This window comes from Streptomyces sp. NPDC058464 (assembly GCF_042721035.1).
GTDB lineage: Bacteria > Actinomycetota > Actinomycetes > Streptomycetales > Streptomycetaceae > Streptomyces.
Genome location: NZ_JBHXMA010000018.1, coordinates 22805 through 40695, shown reverse-complemented (window position 1 = coordinate 40695; position 17891 = coordinate 22805). Strand labels below are relative to the sequence as shown.

Genomic DNA, 17891 nt, shown 5'->3' with positions numbered 1-17891 from the left:
CGGGGCGGTCACTCCCCAACTGACCACGCCACAGCGGCCGCCGCGGTTCACGTGATCTGGGTTACAGCCGCCGTCCCGGGTGAACCGGCGGGGCGTGTGCGGCGTGGTCCAACTGACCGGAGTCACGACTGGGAGGCCCACGCATGGCCGATGGCCTGAAAATCGAATACAACGTGCTCAACGACGCCAAACGGGACCTGGAGAACCTGGCCGGCGACATCGGTCCGCTCCTCGACAACAGCACGTTCTCCCGGCTGGGCCAGACGGACTACGACGGATACACCTCCACCGAGGCCGTGACGGTCCTCGGCGACCAGACCCTGGCCGACGCGCTCTCGGGTTTCTACTCCAACGCGAGCAGCACCATGTCCCACGCGGACAAGGGCCTCAAGGAACTGGCGGGCGCCTTCGGCTCGGTGGGCGAGGCGTTCCTGTCGTTCGACTCCGAACTGGCCCAGGGCATGGGCATCACCGGCAGCAACCTGGGACTGCAGAACTACTTCCGGGACAAGGACCTGTGGGACTACAAGCAGTCCCACCTCGACCAGTGCGTGCCCGGCCCGGACGGCAAGATGCCGGACTTCTGCTCCGCCACCGACCCCGGCGCCCCGCCGCTGGACCAGACGATCACCACCGACCGCGGCAGCGTCCACACGCACCTCACGCTCGACGACCAGCGCCATGTGATCAAGGAGGAGTCCACCGTCACCTACGACGGCAAGACGTACACCTCGGTCACCAACTACTCCAGCGACGGCAACCACTACACCACGGACACCTCGTACCCGGACGGCAGCACCGTGCACTCGGAGACCAACCTCAACTCCGACGGCAGCGGCACGATGGTGACCACCGGCAGCGACGGCGACCGCACCGAGTACACCCGCGGCCCCAAGGACGCCAACGGCAACCAGCCGGACTGGCAGCAGGTGGGCGGCAACACCGATGACGACGGCGGCGGCGGGAACGACGACTACAACTCCACGCCCGCCGCCTGGTGACCACCCGACAACCGCATCGAGACCGACAGGAACGGACAGGACCCCCATGGCCAGCTACAACGGCATCAACCTCGACTACCACAAGATCGAGGAGGTCGTGAGCCTGCTGCACGACGCCCACGAGAACCTGCTGCCGGTGCTCAGCAACCTGCGCAACCGGGTCAACACCCTCGTCGACGACGGCATGGTCTTCCAGCAGTCCAGCGAGGTCATCCGCACGACCTACAACAACTTCGACACCAGCCTCCTGGCCGCCGTGAAGGGCATCAACGACTTCTCGGAGATGTTCAACGGCATCAAGGAGAACGCGATCCAGTTCGACCAGGGCATCAGCAGCAGCCTGCAGAACAACTCGTAACGCCCGTACCCGAGAAGGGGCCTTCCCGGACTTCCCGGGAAGGCCCCTTCTCGCGCGGTGCGGCGGGGGTGGTCAGGCCCGCAGCGGGGTGAGCGGGACCTGGAGGGCGAGCAGCGCACCGCTCGGACCGGCCGTCCACGCCCGGCCCGGGTGCGTCGTCGCCCGGACCACGCTCGGCATCAGCCGTACGCCGACCAGGTCGCCCTCGGTGAGGTTCTTCGGCGCGAGCAGCAGACCGCGCCGCGCCCGGCGGGCCGCGAGCGTCCAGCCGCTCATCCCGCTCTGGAACCCCTCCGCCGAAGCCGCGTAGACCAGCCCCAGGCCCCGGTCGCGGCCCGAGACGGCGATCTCCTTGAGGAGCTTGTCCGCCGCTGAGCTGGTGATCAGGTCGGCGTCGTCGATCACCACCACCTTCGGCCCCGGCAGCGCGTCCAGCGCCGCCTGCACGGTGTCCGCCGACGGGTCGTTCTCGGTGAGCACGGTGGCCGTCGCGTGCCGCTCCAGGGCGCGCAGCGGCGACTCGCGCGGGGTGAGCACGACCAGCGAGGTACCGCCGGCCAGCAGGGACACCGCGATCGAGGCGAGCGTGTTGCTGCGCCCCGACCCGGCCGGGCCGAACACCCCGAACGCCGAGGCGGAGCCCGCCAGGTCGATGCCGACCGGGCCGCCCTCGTCGCCGCCGACGCCGAGCAGACCCCACATCGGCCGCCGGTCGGTCTGCGCGACCTTCTCGTAGGCCTCGGCGAACTCCACCGAGCGCGGCAGCACCGCGACCTGGAACGGCCGCCGGGCCTCGGACACCTGGGCGTCCCGCTTGCGGGCGGCCTCGCCGATCGTGCGCAGCGCCTCGGCCTGCTCGGTGCCGCCGCCGGCCGCCAGCTGCGCCACCTGGGTCTCGGTGCCGCTGAGGACGTGCCAGCCACGGCCCGGCGGGATGTCGGCCGGGATCTTGTTCGGCATCATGCCGACCGCCTGGTAGTCACTGCGGTCGCCCTGCCGCAGCAGCAGCTTGTGATCGTTGTGCGCGGCCATCCGCCCGCCCAGCAGCGAGCGTTCGGAGGTCGCGATGACATGGATGCCCGCGGCGGCGCCCTCACGGATGAGCCGGGTCACCTCCTGCACCAGCTGGCCGTGGTCGTGCTCGTCGATGATGACCGAGAGGGAGTCCCAGCCGTCGATGAACAGCAGGATGTGCGCGGGCCGTTCGGCCTTCGGCAGCAGCTTGCGCAGCTCGGCGATGCCGGTCGCGCTGTGCGTCTGCGCCAGGTCCTGCCGCTCGGTCAGTTCGCGGTTCAGGCGGTGCAGCATCCGGCCCAGCCGCTCCAGGTCGTGTCGGGAGACCACGCCACCGCAGTGCGGCAGCGCACCGAGCGCGGTGAGTCCGCCGCCGCCCGCGTCGATGCCGTAGATGTGCACGTCGGCGGTGCTCGCCGCGCGCGCCGCCGACCCGGCGATGGTCCGCAGCACCTGGGTGCGGCCCGAGCGCGGCGCCCCGATGACGTACAGGTGCCCGAAGGTGGCCAGGTCGGCCACGGCCACCCGGCGCTGCTGGAGCTGCGGCACGTCCTCCAGGGCGTACGGGATCACCAGCCGGCCCTCGCGGGTGGCGCCGAGCTCGTCCAGGTCCGCCAGGGTCAGTTCGCGCTGGAGCGGGGGCAGCCAGGGGCTGGGCTGCGCGGTGAAGTCGTCCAGCAGGTCGGCCGCGGTGCGGATCTCCTCGACGAGCGCCTGCAGGTCGGTCGGGGCCGGGCCCTGCGCGGAGGCGACCGTCACCGTCCGCGTCTCGGCGGGCAGTTCGGCAGGGCGGCCGAGCGCGTCCCAGCCCACGTCCACCGCGCGCACCGGCTTGCGGGGACCGGCCTCCGGCTCGGCCGCGGCGGCCGGGGTCTCCCGGGGCCGCTCCGCGCCCACCCAGGCGGTCTGGAACGGGTCCGCCCGCTTCGGCCCCCGCCGCACCAGGGCCCGCCCGGGGGTGCCGGAGGAGATGTCGACGGCGTCCTTGACGTCGATGATGTCCTGGCTCTCTGTCATGTCGGTGACCCGCAGCGCGATCCGCAGGTTGGTGTTGGCGCGGATGTCACCCGTCACCACACCGGCCGGGCGCTGCGTGGCCAGGATCAGGTGGATGCCGAGCGAACGGCCGCGCTGCGCGATGCTGATCAACCCGGGCACGAAGTCGGGGACTTCGCGGACCAGGGTGGCGAACTCGTCGATGACCAGCAGCAGCCGCGGCAGCGGGGCCAGCGAGGGGTCGGCGGCCCGCTTGGCCCGGTACTCGGGGTGGTCCTTGGCGTCGGCGGCGGCCAGCACCTGCTCCCGGCGCCGCAGTTCGGCGCCGAGCGACTCCAGGGCCCGCTCCACCAGGTGGGCGTCGAGGTCGGTGACCATGCCGAGGGTGTGCGGCAGGTTCGCGCACTCCTTGAACGCGCTGCCGCCCTTGTAGTCGACCAGCACGAAGGTGAGTTCGTCGGGCCGGTTGGCGGCGGCCAGCGAGGCCACGAACGTCTGCAGCAGCTCCGACTTGCCGGAACCCGTCGTACCGGCGACCAGACCGTGCGGTCCGTCCTGCACCAGGTCCAGGGAGAGCGGGCCGTCGAAACCGGTGCCGATGAGGAAGGACGTGGAGGCGGGGTCGGTCTGCCAGCGGTCCAACAGGGCCTGCGCGTTGGGCGGTTCCTGGTCGAGGAGGTCCAGGAGCCGCACCCGCTGCGGCAGTCCGGCGTCGTGCTCGGGGCTGACGTCCCGGATCGGGGCCAGCGCACGGGCCAGTTGCTCGCACCACTCGGGGGAGACCCGGTCGGCGCGCACCGCGGGCAGGTCGGGCGCGCCGGGCCGCCGCAGGGTCAGCCGCCGGTCGGCGGCGAGCACGACGCCCGTGCTCTCCTCCGGCAGCAGCCGTTCCTGCTCGTCCAGACAGACGCTGAAGATCCGCACCCGCGGTCCTTCGGTCAGCACCTGCACCATGCCCGGCACGTCGCGCAGCCGCCGCGCGCCGTCCGCGATCACCAGCACGTCGGGCTCGGCGAAGACCACGTCGCGCTCGTTGCCGGCCTGCCGGCGGCGCGACTGCACCTGGGAGACCAGCTCGCTGATCCGGGCGGCGGTGGACTCCGGGTCGTTGCCGATCAGCACCACGGGACCACCGGCCGTACCGGGCTTGAGATGCGGCAGCCAGCGCGTCCACGCCCAGTCCGCCACCCGGTCCGGCTCGGTCAGGACGACGACCCTCAGGTCGCGCGGGCTGTGCAGCACAGCGGCCTGCGCCACCAGCCAGCGGGCCAGCGGCTGCACCTCGGCCGCCGGACCGGCGATGCCCACCACCCCGTGCGCGGTGATGTCGACACCGATCGGCGTGTCGGGGATGTTCCAGCGGATCGAGCGGTGGTTCTCGTCCCGCGCCGGGTCCTCCAGCTCCCGCACCGACGGCTGGTCCACCGTGCCCAGGCGCAGCACCAGATGGTCCGGGTCGCGGCGGCGCCGCTCCCAGAGCCGGCCGCCGGGCCCGGTCGCGATCAGGGCGACCGCCGCCGGGTCCGGGCCGGTCTTGTCCCGCACCCGCCGCTCGCCCACCACCGCGTCCCGGACCTGCTCCTCCAGGACGTCACGGCGCTGCTCGTACGCCGCCTCCGACTCCAGGAACTGCTTGCGGGCCGCACGGCGGCCGGTCGCCCAGTTCGACAGCATCATCATCGGGCTGAGGAACAGGAACACCAGGAAGTAGTACGACTTGAAGATGCTGACCATGAACAGACCGAGGACGATCGGGGAGATCATCATCACGGTCGGGAACGGCCGCTTCTGCGGCGGCGACGGCGGCTGCGGCAGCCGGACCCGCTCGGCGTCCAGGTGCGGGGCGATCCGCGGCGGCCGGTTGTAGTCCACGCCGTAGCCGTCGGCGGACGGCGTGACGGCCGCGTCCGCCTCGACCGGGCCGCTCATCCGCAGCAGCACCGGACCCACCGTCAGGTCCTCACCGGCCGGCCACGGCACCGGGCCGGGCCCCGCCGGGCGTTCACGCGGCGGCTGCGGGCGGGGCCGGCGCAGCTGGGTGATGGCGTCGTCGGGCGGCGGCGAGGCGAGCCGGGCCCGCACGGCGGCCTCGGGGTCGGCGTCGATGCGCTGCCAGGCCGCGGTGCCGTCCGCGCCGACCGTCACCCACAGCCCGCTCTCCGGCACCCCGTCGGCGGCGTCGAGCCGCAGGGCGCACAGCGGGTCGGTGCCGATCTCGTGGCTGCCGGGACCGAGCCGCCAGGTGCGCCCGGCACCGGGCCCGGAGACGAGGTGCACCTCGGCGAGCACTCCGTCCAGGTCGGCGTCGTCCTGGACCCGGACCAGGTCGGCCGGGCGGGCCGGGCCGCCGAGCCCGACCAGTCCGCCGTCCCGGATCCCGCTGCCGGACACCGGCGTGCCGGCATCGAGCCGGTGGTCACCGGCATAGAGGTTCCGGGCCCGCGGCGCACCGGCCGCCGCCCAGTCCGCGCCGCCGGTGGCGGCGCCCTCGTCCTCGGTCAGGGCGGCGGCGAGATCGCCGACGGTGGCGTTCGAGGGCAGCCGGACCTGGTGGTCGCGGCGCTGTCCGTCCGTGGCGTCCACGGTGGTGATGGTGAGGTTCACGGCTCCCAGCCGGGCGTTCGTTCGTACGGGATCGGGGGACGGGTACGGCGGTCGGGCCCTCACGGAGCCTGCGGCGAGGTCGCGGAGACCCCGGCCGCCTCGGCGGTGCTCGGTTCCGCGAAGTCGTCGTCGCTCTCGACGGCGGCGGCCGGAGCGGGCACCGGCGCGGCGGCCGGAGGGGGCACCGGCGCGACGGCGGGCTCGGGCGCGGGGGCCGGCCGGGTCGCGGAGACTCCGGTCGGCCCGGTGACCGGGGCCGCGCCGGCGTCGAGGTCCGGCTCGTCCGGCAGCAGATCGGGGTCGGTCACGGCCACGGCGTCCGCCGGTCCCACGGCTTCGTCGGACGGCAGGTCCGGGCACGGCGGCAGAGCGGCCAGCGTCCGGGCCACGGCCCGCGACAGCGGCAGCACGTCGACCCGGGCGGCGGCGGGCGCGCCGTGGACGGTGAGCACCGCGTCCGGGGCGATCTCCAGCAGCCGGGTCCTGCCCCGGGCCACGCCCAGGCTCAGCAGCCGGACACCTGACGGCAGCGGCCGCTCCAACGGGTCGGCGCACACCGCGACCTCGACGCCGGGCTGCCCGACCGCCGCCGCGCTCGGCATCCCCGGATGCCGCGGGTGCACCCCGGCGGCGATGGCGACCCGGCCCTCCGGCAGCCGGGCGTCCAGCTGCGCGGCCAGGGCCTGGAGCACGGCGCGGGCCGAACGGGCGGCGCGCGACGGGCCGTACACGGACAGCGCGGGCGGACCGGAGCGCAGGTCGAGCAGTACGGCGTGGCCCATGTCGTGCCCCACGCACACCAGCAGCGGCACGGCGGACTCCACGCCGTCGTCCGTCAGGTCGGCACGGTCGATCCACCACAGCCGCGGGTCGCTCTCGTCCGCGGCCCAGGGCTCCGGCGGCTCGCGCAGCGCGTCGCCGTCCGCCGCGACCAGTACGGCCATCCACTCCGGGCCGGCCAGCACGCCGTAGGGCCGGACCCCGGGCCGGACGGCCGAGGCCAGCGCCGTGGCCCGCTCGGCGTCGGCCCAGACGGCCGGGTCGCGCAGCAGCCGCACCAGCAGGCGCAGACCGCGCCGGTAGCGCAGCTCCGTGCGGACCGGACCCGTGAAGGCCTTCACGGTCAGGTCGATCTCACGCCCGAGCCGGCGCCACAGGGCCTTCCAGCCGCCGCCGCGCCGGACCAGCCAGTGCATGACGGCGAGGACCAGCACCAGGACGCCGACGAGGCCGAGCAGGGTGGTGATGGTGTCGGAGGTCATGAGGTCGTCTCTCCCCGGAGATGCTCGGTCCCGGCCGGGCGGCAGCCGTGGGATTCGAGGGTGGCGCGCAGCGCGCGGATGCCGTGATGGGTACGGGACTTGACGGTACCCGGGGGCAGCCCGAGCTGACGGGCCACGTCGTGGCCCGGCTGGCCCAGCAGATGGACACGGGCGACGGCCTCCCGGTGCGCGGGCGCGAGGGTGCGCAGGGCGGAGACCAGCATCCGCCGGTCACCGACCTGGTCGGCGTGGTCGGGCACCGGTGCGGGGGCGGCGCTGCCGAAGTCCGCCGCCGTGATCCCCACCGGGATGGTCCGGTCCCGTCGCCGGCCGTCGACCACGAGGTTGCGGGCCACCCGGAACAGCCACATCCGGATGGGCCGGTCCCGCCAGTCCAGCCGGCCGGCCGACTGCCAGGCCCGCAACAGGGTTTCCTGGACGACGTCCTCCGCGCCGTGGGGGTCGCGCCCCATCATGCCGGTCACGAAGCGGCGCAGGCTGTCGCGCTCCGCGAGAAGGAGGCCGAGCGTCCGGTCCGCGCCGTCGGCGCGGTCATGGTCGATGAGGCTCACGGCCTCCGCCTTCCGGTGTCGGTGGTGCTGTTGTGCTGTCTTGCCGGGTTGCTCTGTGTCACTGTGAATCGTGTCAAGCGCGAACGCTAGCGCGAATAACGCCAGTTCCCGAAGTCACACCCGCCCCCGACTTCAACAGATTTGTCACAGGCAACTCCGCATAGGTGGACGGAAGGTGACGTTCGGCGGGATCTTCGTGGGCGGGCGGGCGGACGGATCGGTGCCGTGCCTTGGTTACTGTTCCTGTGCCCTGGATGTTCCGGGTGTTCCGAGACCTTCACGAGACCTTCAGGAGACGACGTGCCGCCCCTTCGTAAACCCCGGCCCTCGGCGGAACGGCCCGGCACCCCGGCGGGACGTTTCAGCGACACCTTCGCCCGCCGTCCCGCCGTACCCCGCCGCGGGCTCGTGCCGGGCGTGCGGGTCTGGGCGACCGTCGGCGCGGCGGCCGGGCTCACCGTCGTCGCCGCCCTGGCCGTGCCGCTGCTGAGCCGGGTGGACCTCTTCCCCGACCCGGACACCTCACCGGCCGCCGTGGTGGCGGCGGGCGAGCCGACGACGCTGGCCGGCACCACCGATTCCGTGTCCCCGTCGCCGTCCCCGACGCCGTCGCAGACCCCCTCCCACCAGCCTGAGAAGACCACCTCCGGCGGTTCCGGGTCGGCCGGGGGCACGGGCGGCTCGACCGGGCAGCAGTCGGGAGGAGGGGGCTCCGTCAGCTCCGGTTCGAACTCGGACTCGGGCTCCAAGTCCTCCACGTCCTCAGGGTCCTCCGGTTCGAAGTCCGGCGGCTCCAAGTCCTCCTCGTCCGGCAGTTCCTCGTCCGGCGGCTCCTCGTCGGGAAGCAGCGGTACGAAGACCCCCACCGTCCCCGGCGTGAAACTCGTCGGCACCGGATCCGGCCGGTGCATCGACGTCACCAACGCGGGCGGGGACGGCACCCGGCTGGAGATCCTGGACTGCTCGGGCGCCGCCAAGCAGAAGTGGGTCTTCCAGTCGGACGGCACCATCCGCTCGCTCGGCCTGTGCATGGACCTGGCCTGGGCCAACACCGCGAACGGCACCGCGATCCAGGTCGCCAAGTGCAGCGGCAACCGCGCCCAGCTGTTCTACCTCAGCGCGCAGGGCGACCTGGTCAGCGCCCTGGCCGACAAGTGCGTGGACGTCACCGACAACGGCACGGCCAACGGCACCAAGCTCCAGCTGTGGACCTGCGCCGGCACCGCCAACCAGAAGTGGCACAAGAGCTGACGGTCTGACGGCCGCGGCCGGTCACCTGGTCCAGTAGCGGAGGTTCCGGAAACGGGCCTCCGCACGGCCGGAGCCGTGGTCGTAGACCCCGTTCTTGAAGTAGCGGGTGGCCGGACCTCGGTCGGCGACGGTCAGGACCAGGGAGTCGTCGAAGTAGACCTTGAGGGTCCCGGTCCCGGTGCTCGCCAGGTGGGCGATCTTCACGTTGAACCAGGCGTCGTACGCGTCCGTCTTGAGCACCGTGCCGTCGTAGCGCCGCACGGTGCCCCCTCCGGTGTCGTAGACGTCGAGCATGATGTCCGTGGCCGGCGTGCCCGAGGGGTGCACGCTGCGCAGGATCTGCACGAAGGTCGCGCCGTCGGTGCCGGACGGCAGATACACGTCGGCGTCCCACATGTGGCCGCCCGTGCTGTAGTCGACCTTCCAGCGCATCTCGGTACGCGGATCGGTGTCGCTGCCCTCCTCGAAGGGCTCGTCGGTGGCGTACACCCACATGCGCTCGACGCCCCCGCTGGAGCTGTGCCGGTCACTGAGATCGAGGTTCCAGGGCTTCTGCCAGCTGTAGGTGAACGAGGTCTGCGTCCACCCGTCGGTGGGGGCGACGGCCGCCACGGCCACGGCATCGGTCAGGGGGAGGGCGGCCAGTGCTCCGGTGCCGGCCCGTAAGAAGGATCTCCGGTTCATCGACTGTCCTTTCCGGTGGAGGAGCCGAGAGAGATGACGCGACCGCAGGCAACTCCAATACATCGGAGGAGTCAAGGACTTGGGTCAAGGTTATTGATGTGAACGCGGAGCTCAAGCCTTCTTGATGACCCAAGTCGGCGTGATCCTCGCCGCGTTGGGGTTGTTGACAGGTGCAAGCTGGGTCCCTAGGTTCCCGGATACACCCGATGTATCGATGATCCGTCAGGTCTGGAGGACGATGATGACCTCGCACCCGGAGCAACGTTCGCCGGTGCCCCGCAGAGCCGTACTCGGCACTGCCCTCGGCGGCGCGGCGGCCGTGACCCTGCCCGGAACCGCCCACGCGGCGTCGGCGGAACCGGCCGCCGCGGAGGGCGCGAAACCGGCGGCGTCAGCGGCCCGACGCCCCTGGAAACTCCGCAACACCATGACCACGGACGGCGCATGGGACCGTTTCCTGCGCGGCCAGGACCTGCTGTGGAGCAGGCTGCCGACGCTCTGGTACGAGGGGCCGTTCCTCGGGGACGGCCTGCTCGGCAGCATGATCTACCAGGAACCGGGCGCCAACCAGATCCGCCTCACCGTCCAGCACGGCCGGGTCCAGGACCACCGCCCCGAGTTCGGCAGCGGCTGGGGCACCGCACGCCTGCCCGTCGGGCACCTCACCCTCGAACCTGTCGGCACCATCACCGCCGTCGACTGGCGCCTCAGCCTGTGGAACGCCGAACTCACCGGAACCGTCACCACCACCGCCGGCACCCTCACCCTCGCCGCCCTCATTCACGACGAGGTTCTCGCCGTCCGCGCCACGGCCGGCGACGGCGAGCGCGTCACCTGGGCCTTCCACCCCGAGGAGGCGATCAGCCCCCGCAAGATCCAGGAGTCACCGCCCGCCGGCTACACCGCCAACCCGCCCTGGACCACCCGGACCACGGCCGACGGCACCGAGCAGGTCCTCCAGCCTCTGACCGGCGGCGGCCAGACGGCCACCTCCTACCGCCGTACCGGTGACGAACTCCTGCTGAGCGTCGGGCACAGCTTCCCCTCCGACACGGCCGCGGAGGCCGACTCCCGGCGGAACCTGCGGAGTGCTATGTCATACAGCACCCTCAGACGACGCCACACCCACTGGTGGCACGCCTTCTACCGCAAGAGCTTCGTCTCCTTCCCCGACCAGCGCCTCCAGAGCTTCCACTGGATCCAGCTCTACAAGGTCGCCTCCGCCAGCCGCGCCGACGGCCCGGTCATGGCCACCCCCGGCCCCTGGCTGGAACCCACCCCCTGGCCGGCGGTCTGGTGGAACCTCAACGTCCAACTGGAGTACTGGCTGATCCACGCCTTCAACCACCCGGAACTGGACTCCCTCGCCACCACCCTGAGCCAGAGTCAGGAACAGCTCACCGCCAACGTGCCCGCCGCCTACCGCGCGGACAGCTCCGGCATCGGCCGCAGCTCCGACATGTTCGCCAACCGTGAGGTGGGCCGGCCGGGAACCGGCGCCGAGACCGGCGACCTCACCTGGGCCCTGCACAACGTGTGGCTCTCCTACCGCCACTCCATGGACAAGTCCCTCCTCCGCGACACGATCTACCCGCTGCTGCGCCGCACGATCACCTACTACTGGCACTTCCTCACCCCGGGCAGCGACGGCAAACTGCACCTCCCGAGCACGCTCTCGCCCGAATACCCCGTCGTGCCGCCGCAGGACACCAACTACGACCTGGCTCTGATCCGCTGGGGCTGCCAGACCCTCCTCGACTCCGCCGAACTGCTCGGCATCGACGACGAGCTGAAGCCGCGCTGGCAGGAGATCCTGGCCCGGCTCACCCCGTACCCGGTCGACGACAACGGCTTCATGATCGGCGCCGACACCCCGTACGCGCAGTCCCACCGCCACTACTCGCACCTGCTGATGGTGTACCCGCTGTACCTCGTCACCTGGGACCAGCCCGAGAACCGCGACCTGATCACGAGGTCCGTCGTCCACTGGCACGCGCTGACCGGAGCCCATCGCGGCTACAGCTACACCGGGGCCGCCTCGATGTACGCGATGACCGGCGACGGCGACACCGCGATCGGTTACCTGCGGAAGTTCTTCGACCCCACGACCCGCTACCCGTGCCGGGCCAACACCCACTACACGGAGGCCGGTCCGGTCATCGAGACCCCGCTGTCCGCCTCGCAGTCCCTGCACGACATGTTCTGCCAGAGCTGGGGCGGGATCATCCGGGTCTTCCCGGCCGTCCCGACCGCCTGGGCGGACCTCACCCTGCACGACTTCCGCACCCAGGGCGCCTTCCTGGTCAGCGCGGTCCGCAGGGCGGGCAGCACCCGGTTCATCCGGATCCGCAGCCTCGCCGGCGAGCCGCTCAAACTCCGGCACGGCCTGACCGGCCCCCTCACCGTCCTGCTCGACGACGGCACCCCGGCCCACACCCACGACCTGGGCGACGGCACCCTCGCCATCGACCTGCCCCGCGGCCGGGAGGTCCTCGTCCACTCCGGCCCCCGCCCCGACCTCGCCATCGCCCCCGTCGCCGTCAGCGAACCGGGCGCGGCGTGGGGACTGCCGTAACCACCGACCGGAAGGCAGGCTCCTCATGGCCGTTCCCCTCACCAGAACCATGGCCGCCGCGCTCTGTACCGGGCTGGCGGCCACCCTCCTCGCGACCGCGACCGCATCCGCATCCGCATCCGCGCGGGTCGAGCAGCAGTGGCAGCCGCCGCACACCTGGACCGTGTCCGAGGCGGCGCACGCCCCCCGCGCCCGGATAGCCCTCGACGACACCACCGGCACCCTCAGCCTCACGGTCTCCCGTGACGGCCGTACCGTCATCGAGCCGTCCCCCGTCGGCATCGTCACCCAACAGGCAGATCTCTCCCAGGGGTTGCGCTTCCTGCACCGCAAGGACCGTACGGTCGAGGAGCGTTACCGGGCGAAGTCCGGCAAGCGCCTGGACCGCCGGGTGCGGATGAACGAGACCCGGCTGTCCTTCGCCACCGCCGCGGGCGCCCGCCTCGACCTCGTCGTCCGCGCCGCCGCCGACGGCATCGCCTACCGGTACGTGCTGCCCGCCGGGTACGGCGACGTCCTCGGCGAGAGCTCCGCGTTCAACCTGCCGGCGGACGCGGGCGCCTGGCTCAGCACCTACCGGGTCGACAACGAGGGCCAGTTCAACCAGTACACCGCCGCGAGCGCCCCGACCGGCGAGTACTCGGACCAGGCCCTGTTCGCCACCGACGGCGGCTACACCCTGCTCGCCGAGTCCGACCTCACCGGCACCTACTCCGGCGCCCGGCTCGCCCACACCCAGGGCACCGGCACGTACCGCATCAGGCTCGCCGACAGCCAGGTCCACACCGCCGGGCCCCTCACCACCCCCTGGCGGGCCATGATCACCGGCGACCTCGCCACCGTCACCGGGTCCACCTTCACCGACGACCTCGCCCCGGCCTCCAAGGTCGCCGACACCTCCTGGATCCGCCCCGGCACCGTGCTGTGGACCTGGCTGGCCGGCGGCCGCACCGCGGGGCAGAGCCTCGACGCGCAGAAGGCTTACGTGGACTACGCGGCGGCGCATCACTGGCCCTACGAGGCCGTCGACTCCGGCTGGTACTTCAAGAAGGACGAGTGGGACGTCGCCGACCCCGACTGGCAGGCCGACAGCTGGATGCCCGAACTCGTCGACTACGCAAAGGCCAAGGGCGTCGGGATCATCGTCTGGATCCACCAGCGCGACCTCGACACCCCCGAGGAACGCGCCCAGTGGCTACCGGCGTTGGAACGCTGGGGCGTCAAGGGAGTCAAGATCGACTTCATGAACTCCGAGTCGCAGTCGATGTTCCAGTGGTACGACACCATCCTCGCGGAGACCGCCGAGCACCACCTCATGGTCGACTTCCACGGCGCCACCCTGCCCAAGGGCATCCAGCGCACCTGGCCCCAGGTGATGAGCATGGAGGCCGTCGGCGGCGAGGAGAAGCGCACCAACACCGCCGCCCACCTCACCACCCTGCCCTTCACCCGCAACGTGATCGGTTCGATGGACTTCACCCCCGGCGGTTTCCAGCGCGTCGGGCTGCGTCCGAACTCCGACGCGGCCGAGGCCGGACTCACCGTCGTCTACGAGTCGGGGCTCCAGATGTTCGCGGGCACCCCCGAGTCGTACGACCAACGGCCCCTCGCCCGGGACTTCATGGACCAGGAGCCCGCCGCCTGGGACGACACCCGGCTGCTGGCCGGCAGCCCCGGACAGGAAGCCGTGCTCGCCCGCCGCAGCGGGGACCGCTGGTTCCTCGGCGGGGTCTACGCCGGTGCCGCCCGCACCGCCACCCTGCCGCTGACCATCGGCCGGGGTCGCTGGCTGGTGGAGACGGTCCGGGACGGTGCCGACGGTCTGGTCCAGGACCGGCAAGTGCTGCGCGGCGGCGATGAGTTGAGCGTCGACGTCGTCGCCAACGGCGGCTTCGCCGCGATCGCCTGCCGCTGGCACCCCGGCGTCACCACCTGCTACCGCTGAGCGCGCGCCGCCCCACCGCTGAGCGCGCACCGTCCTACCGCCGAGCGCGCACCGCCGCCCGGCGGGCACCCAGCAACAGCTTCAGGGTGCCCGCCGGGGAGGGGGACGCCGAACCCCGCAGCACGTCCGTACCGCGGGCCAGTACCGCCTCTGCGGTCATCAGCTCGATCTCGACGAGGGCGCTCACCATCGGCCGGTGGGGCGCGGGCATCAGCGCCAGCACCTCCCGACCCGACCGCAGATCGGTCCGGGCCGTCTCGACCTCGTGCTCCACGAGGGAGCGCAGCCCGTTGGAGGCCCGGCCCGCTTCGAGGTCCTCCACCGTGACCGAGAAGCGCTTCAGCGTCTCCGCCGGGATCCCCAGATGTCCCTCCCGGAGGTCCTCGGCCAGGTCGTTGACGAAGTCCAGCCGCTGGCTGCCGTCGATGAGCGTGCGGCAACCCGCCCGGAACCGCCCGTCCGGGTCGCTCTCGGGCCCCAGCAGTCCGGCGATCGGCAGGAAGGCGGGCAACGAGTAGGCGTCCACATAGGCCTGGTAGTCGGCCTCCGTCGCGAAGCCGTCGAACGCCAACTCCGCGGCGGCGGTGGCCAGATACGACTCCACGACCTCCCGGTGCCGCGGGAACGAGGTGACGGTGTGCAGCAGGGTGCGGATCAGCGGATCGTCACTGGTGCCGGTCTCCAGTGCGATGCGCACCCGCCGCTCCCAGGCGGCCCAGGCCACCGCCCGCTCCGGCTTCGGGCCGCTGTCCAGGAGAATGTCCCCGTGGTGCATCACGGCCGTCGCCGCCACCACATGGGGCAGGACGGCAGGCGGCAGCAGCACCCGGCAGGCCAGGTAGGCGCTGCGCCGGTACCGGCGCACCCCCCGCCGCTGGGTGCCGTAGTCCCGGCGCAGTTCCGGGTCGGTGATGCCCGCCGCGGTCAGGGCCTTGTTCCACGCGTTCACCGGACGATCGTAGAGGCTGCCGCGGGCGGCCCGGCCGGGTGCCCTGAACGGTGCTCTCAGGAAAGGGACTTGAGGAAGTCGAGCAGCGCCGCGTTCACCTCGTCCGGCCGCTCCTGCTGGGTCCAGTGCCCGCAGCCCGCCAGCTTGAGCGGCTCGCGCACCAGGTTCGGCATCAGGGCGGGGAGGCGCTGGATGAGTTCGGGCGTGCCGGGGAAGGCCGGGACCAGGTCGCGGTCCCCGTAGACGTACAGCGCGGGCGGGGTGACCACCGCGCCCTGCCAGGGGGCGGTCAGTTCCCAGTTGCGATCGAGGTTGCGGTACCAGTTGAGGGCGCCGGTGAAGCCGTGCGAGAAACTCTCGGTCAGTGCGTCGAGGTCCGCCTCGGTGAACCACTGCGGCAGGGTCTGCGGATCGGGCATGTCCGCGAGCCAGCCGCGCTCCGGGTCGACCAGCGGCTGCCGGACCTCACCCGAGCCGGCGCCCTCCCCGGACGCCATGGTGAAGAACTTGCGCAGCGTGGTGCGCGGGTCCCGGCCGAACTCGGCGTCGGCGACACCCGGGCGGTCGAAGTAGTTCCAGTAGAAGCGGCCGCCGAACCTCTCGTCCATGGTCTTCAGCGGAGGATTCGTCCCCCGGAACGGCGGCGGCACGCTCAGCCCGGCCACCCCGCGCACCAGGTCCGGCCGCAGCAGCGCGGTGTGCCAGGCCACCGGGGCGCCCCAGTCGTGCCCGACGACGAACGCCCGCTCCTCGCCCAGCTCCCGGATCAGCCCGACGACATCGCCGACCAGGTGGAAGATGCTGTACGCCTCGACGTCCGCGGGATGGTCGCTGCTTCCGTACCCGCGCTGGTCGGGGGCGACCACACGGAAGCCGGCCGCGGCCAGCGGGCCGAACTGGTGCTGCCAGGAGTGCCAGGACTCGGGGAAGCCGTGCAGCAGCACTACCAGCGGGCCGGAACCCTCCTCGGCGATGTGCAGCCGGATCCCGTTCACGTCGACCATTCGATGCTGAACCATGTGCACGAGCGTACGCGCAACGATCTTCGGCTACCCGTCCTGCCCGGCTCCGGACGCGGGGGAGGCGTCCGGAGCCGGCGGAGGCGGCGCGGGCGGTCTGCGCCCCCTTCCCGCGACGGCGGCGGCGTCGAAGGCGTGCGTGGCCTCGGGCGTGGTGCCGGGCAGCAGGAACGCGCCGCCCACCGCGCCGTACCCGACGGCGGCCAGCAGCGGACCGTACCCGCCGGAACCCAGGCCGAGCGAGTCACCGGCGACCAGCGGCAGCAGCGACCAGACGGCGGCGGCACCGGGGATGAACGGCGCGGTGCGCAGCAGCACCCGGCGCACGCCCGGGGCGTTCCACACGTAACGGCGGGCCGCGTACAGGGCGGTGAGGAACCCCTCGCCGTCAGCGGGCGGGACGGACGCGCCGGCGGGACGCTGCCGCCTTCGTGGTGACCGCCATGTCGCTGCTCCGCGAGAGAGAGGTGCCGGGCCGGGCGTCCCGGGCGTTGCCTTCCTGGCTTTGCTACGCGGCTTTCTTATGCGCCGAAACCGAGCCGCCGCAAGCGAGGAGGCCGTCCCGGCTCGGCCTTTGCCCGAACGGGCAGCCACGCGGGCGCGCCCGGGTGCCGCACCCCCCCCGGGAAGGATCTGCCGGGCGCATCGATTGACGGCGAAGCATCGGCGGGAGAGATTGACGTCATGGAGCTGCGGCATCTGAAGTACTTCCTGGCCGTCGCGGACACCCGCAACTTCACCCAGGCCGCCGCCCGTTGCCATGTGGCGCAGTCGGCGCTGAGCCAGCAGATCGCCCGGCTGGAGAAGGACGTCGGCGCCCCGCTGTTCAACCGCACGAGCCGGTCGGTACGGCTCACCGCCGCCGGCGAGCTGCTGGAACCGCTGGCCCGCCGCATCCTGGCCGACGTCGACAACGCCCAGGCCGCCCTCGACGCGCTGGCCGGGCTGCACCGGGGCCGGCTGCGGCTGGGCCTGGTGCAGACGATGGCCGTGTCCTTCGACATGGTGGAGGTGGCGGCCGAGTACCGCGCCCGCTACCCCGGCATCGACCTGCGCGTGTCGAACGCGCCCAGCTCGCAGATGGCCGCCGCGGTCCTGGCCGGCACCCTCGACGTCGCCGTGGTCGGCCTCGGCCCCGGGCAGGTGCCGGAGGGACTGGACCGCCGGATGCTGGGCAGCGCCCCGCTGGTCGCCGTCGTACCCCGCGAGCACGCCCTCGCCGACCGCGAGGCCATCGACCTCGCCGAACTGCCGGACAGCCACCCGCTGATCCAGTTCTCCCGCGGCAGCGGCCTGCGCCGGCAGGTCGAGGCGGCCTTCGCCCGCGCGGGAGTCGAGGCGGGCCGGCACTTCGAGGTCGGCCAGATCCACGACATGATCCGGCTCGCCGTGCGCGGGGTGGGCGTCACCGTCGTCCCCCGCTCCACCGTCGTCGGCCCCGGCTCCCTGCTGGGCCTCGACACCGCCGACGACCTGCCCCGCGGCGCCCGCATGCTGCGCCTGACGGACGACGAGGCCGTGCACGACATCTGCGTGGTCTACGACGGCACCCGGCTGGCACCGGCCGGCGCCGCCTTCCTCGACGTCCTCGACCGGCACGCCACCCGTCGATCGGCATGAACGATCGCTGCGTCCGGATCCATATGTTGGACAGGGGGACC

At 72.5% G+C, this 17891-nt stretch carries 13 protein-coding genes; 6 read left to right on the top strand and 7 right to left on the bottom strand.

The annotated features are described in order from the left end of the window. Positions 1-143 precede the first annotated feature (143 nt). Together ACFWPQ_RS23585 and ACFWPQ_RS23580 are read left to right on the top strand one after the other, a co-directional pair. Positions 144-1001 (top strand): hypothetical protein, encoded by an 858-nt coding sequence (locus ACFWPQ_RS23585; RefSeq protein ID WP_383712390.1) that lies wholly within the window; start codon positions 144-146, stop codon positions 999-1001. Positions 1002-1047: 46 nt separating this feature from the next. Then, complete coding sequence (locus ACFWPQ_RS23580; RefSeq protein WP_046730425.1) at positions 1048-1359, top strand: hypothetical protein; 312 nt, start codon at positions 1048-1050, stop codon at positions 1357-1359. Between the two features lie 72 nt (positions 1360-1431). Here the strand turns inward: ACFWPQ_RS23580 and ACFWPQ_RS23575 are convergent, their stop codons facing one another. From ACFWPQ_RS23575 to ACFWPQ_RS23565, 3 genes are read right to left on the bottom strand one after another with little or no spacing between them, the layout of a single operon-like run. After that, a complete protein-coding gene (locus tag ACFWPQ_RS23575; RefSeq protein WP_384038043.1) occupies positions 1432-5973 on the bottom strand; it encodes an FtsK/SpoIIIE domain-containing protein in 4542 nt (1513 codons plus the stop codon). A gap of 59 nt (positions 5974-6032) precedes the next feature. Then, positions 6033-7235 (bottom strand): hypothetical protein, encoded by a 1203-nt coding sequence (locus tag ACFWPQ_RS23570; RefSeq protein WP_384038040.1) that lies wholly within the window; start codon positions 7233-7235, stop codon positions 6033-6035. Next, positions 7232-7807 carry a sigma-70 family RNA polymerase sigma factor gene (locus ACFWPQ_RS23565; RefSeq protein WP_384038037.1) on the bottom strand — a complete coding sequence of 192 codons (576 nt, stop codon included), beginning with the start codon at positions 7805-7807 and terminating at the stop codon, positions 7232-7234. Before ACFWPQ_RS23565 ends, ACFWPQ_RS23570 begins: the two co-directional genes overlap by 4 nt. Positions 7808-8107: 300 nt before the next feature. Here ACFWPQ_RS23565 and ACFWPQ_RS23560 point away from each other — a divergent pair, with 300 nt between their 5' ends. Then, positions 8108-9058: a ricin-type beta-trefoil lectin domain protein gene (locus tag ACFWPQ_RS23560; RefSeq protein WP_384038034.1), complete on the top strand. Its 951-nt coding sequence runs from the start codon at positions 8108-8110 to the stop codon at positions 9056-9058. Between the two features lie 21 nt (positions 9059-9079). Here ACFWPQ_RS23560 and ACFWPQ_RS23555 read toward each other — a convergent pair whose 3' ends face one another. Next, positions 9080-9742: a polysaccharide lyase family 7 protein gene (locus ACFWPQ_RS23555; protein ID WP_384038031.1), complete on the bottom strand. Its 663-nt coding sequence runs from the start codon at positions 9740-9742 to the stop codon at positions 9080-9082. Between the two features lie 241 nt (positions 9743-9983). On the opposite strand from ACFWPQ_RS23555, the gene ACFWPQ_RS23550 reads away from it, so the two are divergent. Both ACFWPQ_RS23550 and ACFWPQ_RS23545 read left to right on the top strand, forming a co-directional pair. Continuing rightward, entirely contained in the window at positions 9984-12317 is a 2334-nt protein-coding gene (locus tag ACFWPQ_RS23550) for a Tat pathway signal sequence domain protein (protein WP_384038392.1), read from the top strand. Positions 12318-12342: 25 nt separating this feature from the next. Next, positions 12343-14262 (top strand): glycoside hydrolase family 97 catalytic domain-containing protein, encoded by a 1920-nt coding sequence (locus ACFWPQ_RS23545; protein ID WP_384038028.1) that lies wholly within the window; start codon positions 12343-12345, stop codon positions 14260-14262. 34 nt (positions 14263-14296) lie between these two features. On the opposite strand, the gene ACFWPQ_RS23540 is transcribed toward ACFWPQ_RS23545, so the two are convergent. From ACFWPQ_RS23540 to ACFWPQ_RS23530, 3 genes are read right to left on the bottom strand one after another with little or no spacing between them, the layout of a single operon-like run. Next, a complete protein-coding gene (locus ACFWPQ_RS23540) occupies positions 14297-15211 on the bottom strand; it encodes a squalene/phytoene synthase family protein (RefSeq protein ID WP_384038025.1) in 915 nt (304 codons plus the stop codon). Between the two features lie 56 nt (positions 15212-15267). After that, a complete protein-coding gene (locus ACFWPQ_RS23535) occupies positions 15268-16230 on the bottom strand; it encodes an alpha/beta fold hydrolase (RefSeq protein ID WP_384038022.1) in 963 nt (320 codons plus the stop codon). A 30-nt stretch (positions 16231-16260) separates the two neighbouring features. Further along, positions 16261-16929: an MFS transporter gene (locus ACFWPQ_RS23530; RefSeq protein ID WP_384038020.1), complete on the bottom strand. Its 669-nt coding sequence runs from the start codon at positions 16927-16929 to the stop codon at positions 16261-16263. On the opposite strand from ACFWPQ_RS23530, the gene ACFWPQ_RS23525 reads away from it, so the two are divergent. Then, positions 16915-17850, top strand: coding sequence for a LysR family transcriptional regulator (locus ACFWPQ_RS23525; RefSeq protein ID WP_384038017.1), 936 nt, complete (start codon positions 16915-16917; stop codon positions 17848-17850). The genes ACFWPQ_RS23530 and ACFWPQ_RS23525 overlap by 15 nt on opposite strands. Positions 17851-17891: the final 41 nt, after the last annotated feature.

Coding starts and splice junctions, on each gene's coding strand:
- ACFWPQ_RS23585 (WP_383712390.1), top strand. CDS start 144: ATGGCCGATGGCCTGAAAATCGAATACAACGTGCTCAACGACGCCAAA.
- ACFWPQ_RS23580 (WP_046730425.1), top strand. CDS start 1,048: ATGGCCAGCTACAACGGCATCAACCTCGACTACCACAAGATCGAGGAG.
- ACFWPQ_RS23570 (WP_384038040.1), bottom strand. CDS start 7,235: ATGACCTCCGACACCATCACCACCCTGCTCGGCCTCGTCGGCGTCCTG.
- ACFWPQ_RS23555 (WP_384038031.1), bottom strand. CDS start 9,742: ATGAACCGGAGATCCTTCTTACGGGCCGGCACCGGAGCACTGGCCGCC.
- ACFWPQ_RS23550 (WP_384038392.1), top strand. CDS start 9,984: ATGACCTCGCACCCGGAGCAACGTTCGCCGGTGCCCCGCAGAGCCGTA.
- ACFWPQ_RS23545 (WP_384038028.1), top strand. CDS start 12,343: ATGGCCGTTCCCCTCACCAGAACCATGGCCGCCGCGCTCTGTACCGGG.
- ACFWPQ_RS23535 (WP_384038022.1), bottom strand. CDS start 16,230: ATGGTTCAGCATCGAATGGTCGACGTGAACGGGATCCGGCTGCACATC.
- ACFWPQ_RS23525 (WP_384038017.1), top strand. CDS start 16,915: ATGGAGCTGCGGCATCTGAAGTACTTCCTGGCCGTCGCGGACACCCGC.
- ACFWPQ_RS23530 (WP_384038020.1), bottom strand. CDS start 16,929: ATGCCGCAGCTCCATGACGTCAATCTCTCCCGCCGATGCTTCGCCGTC.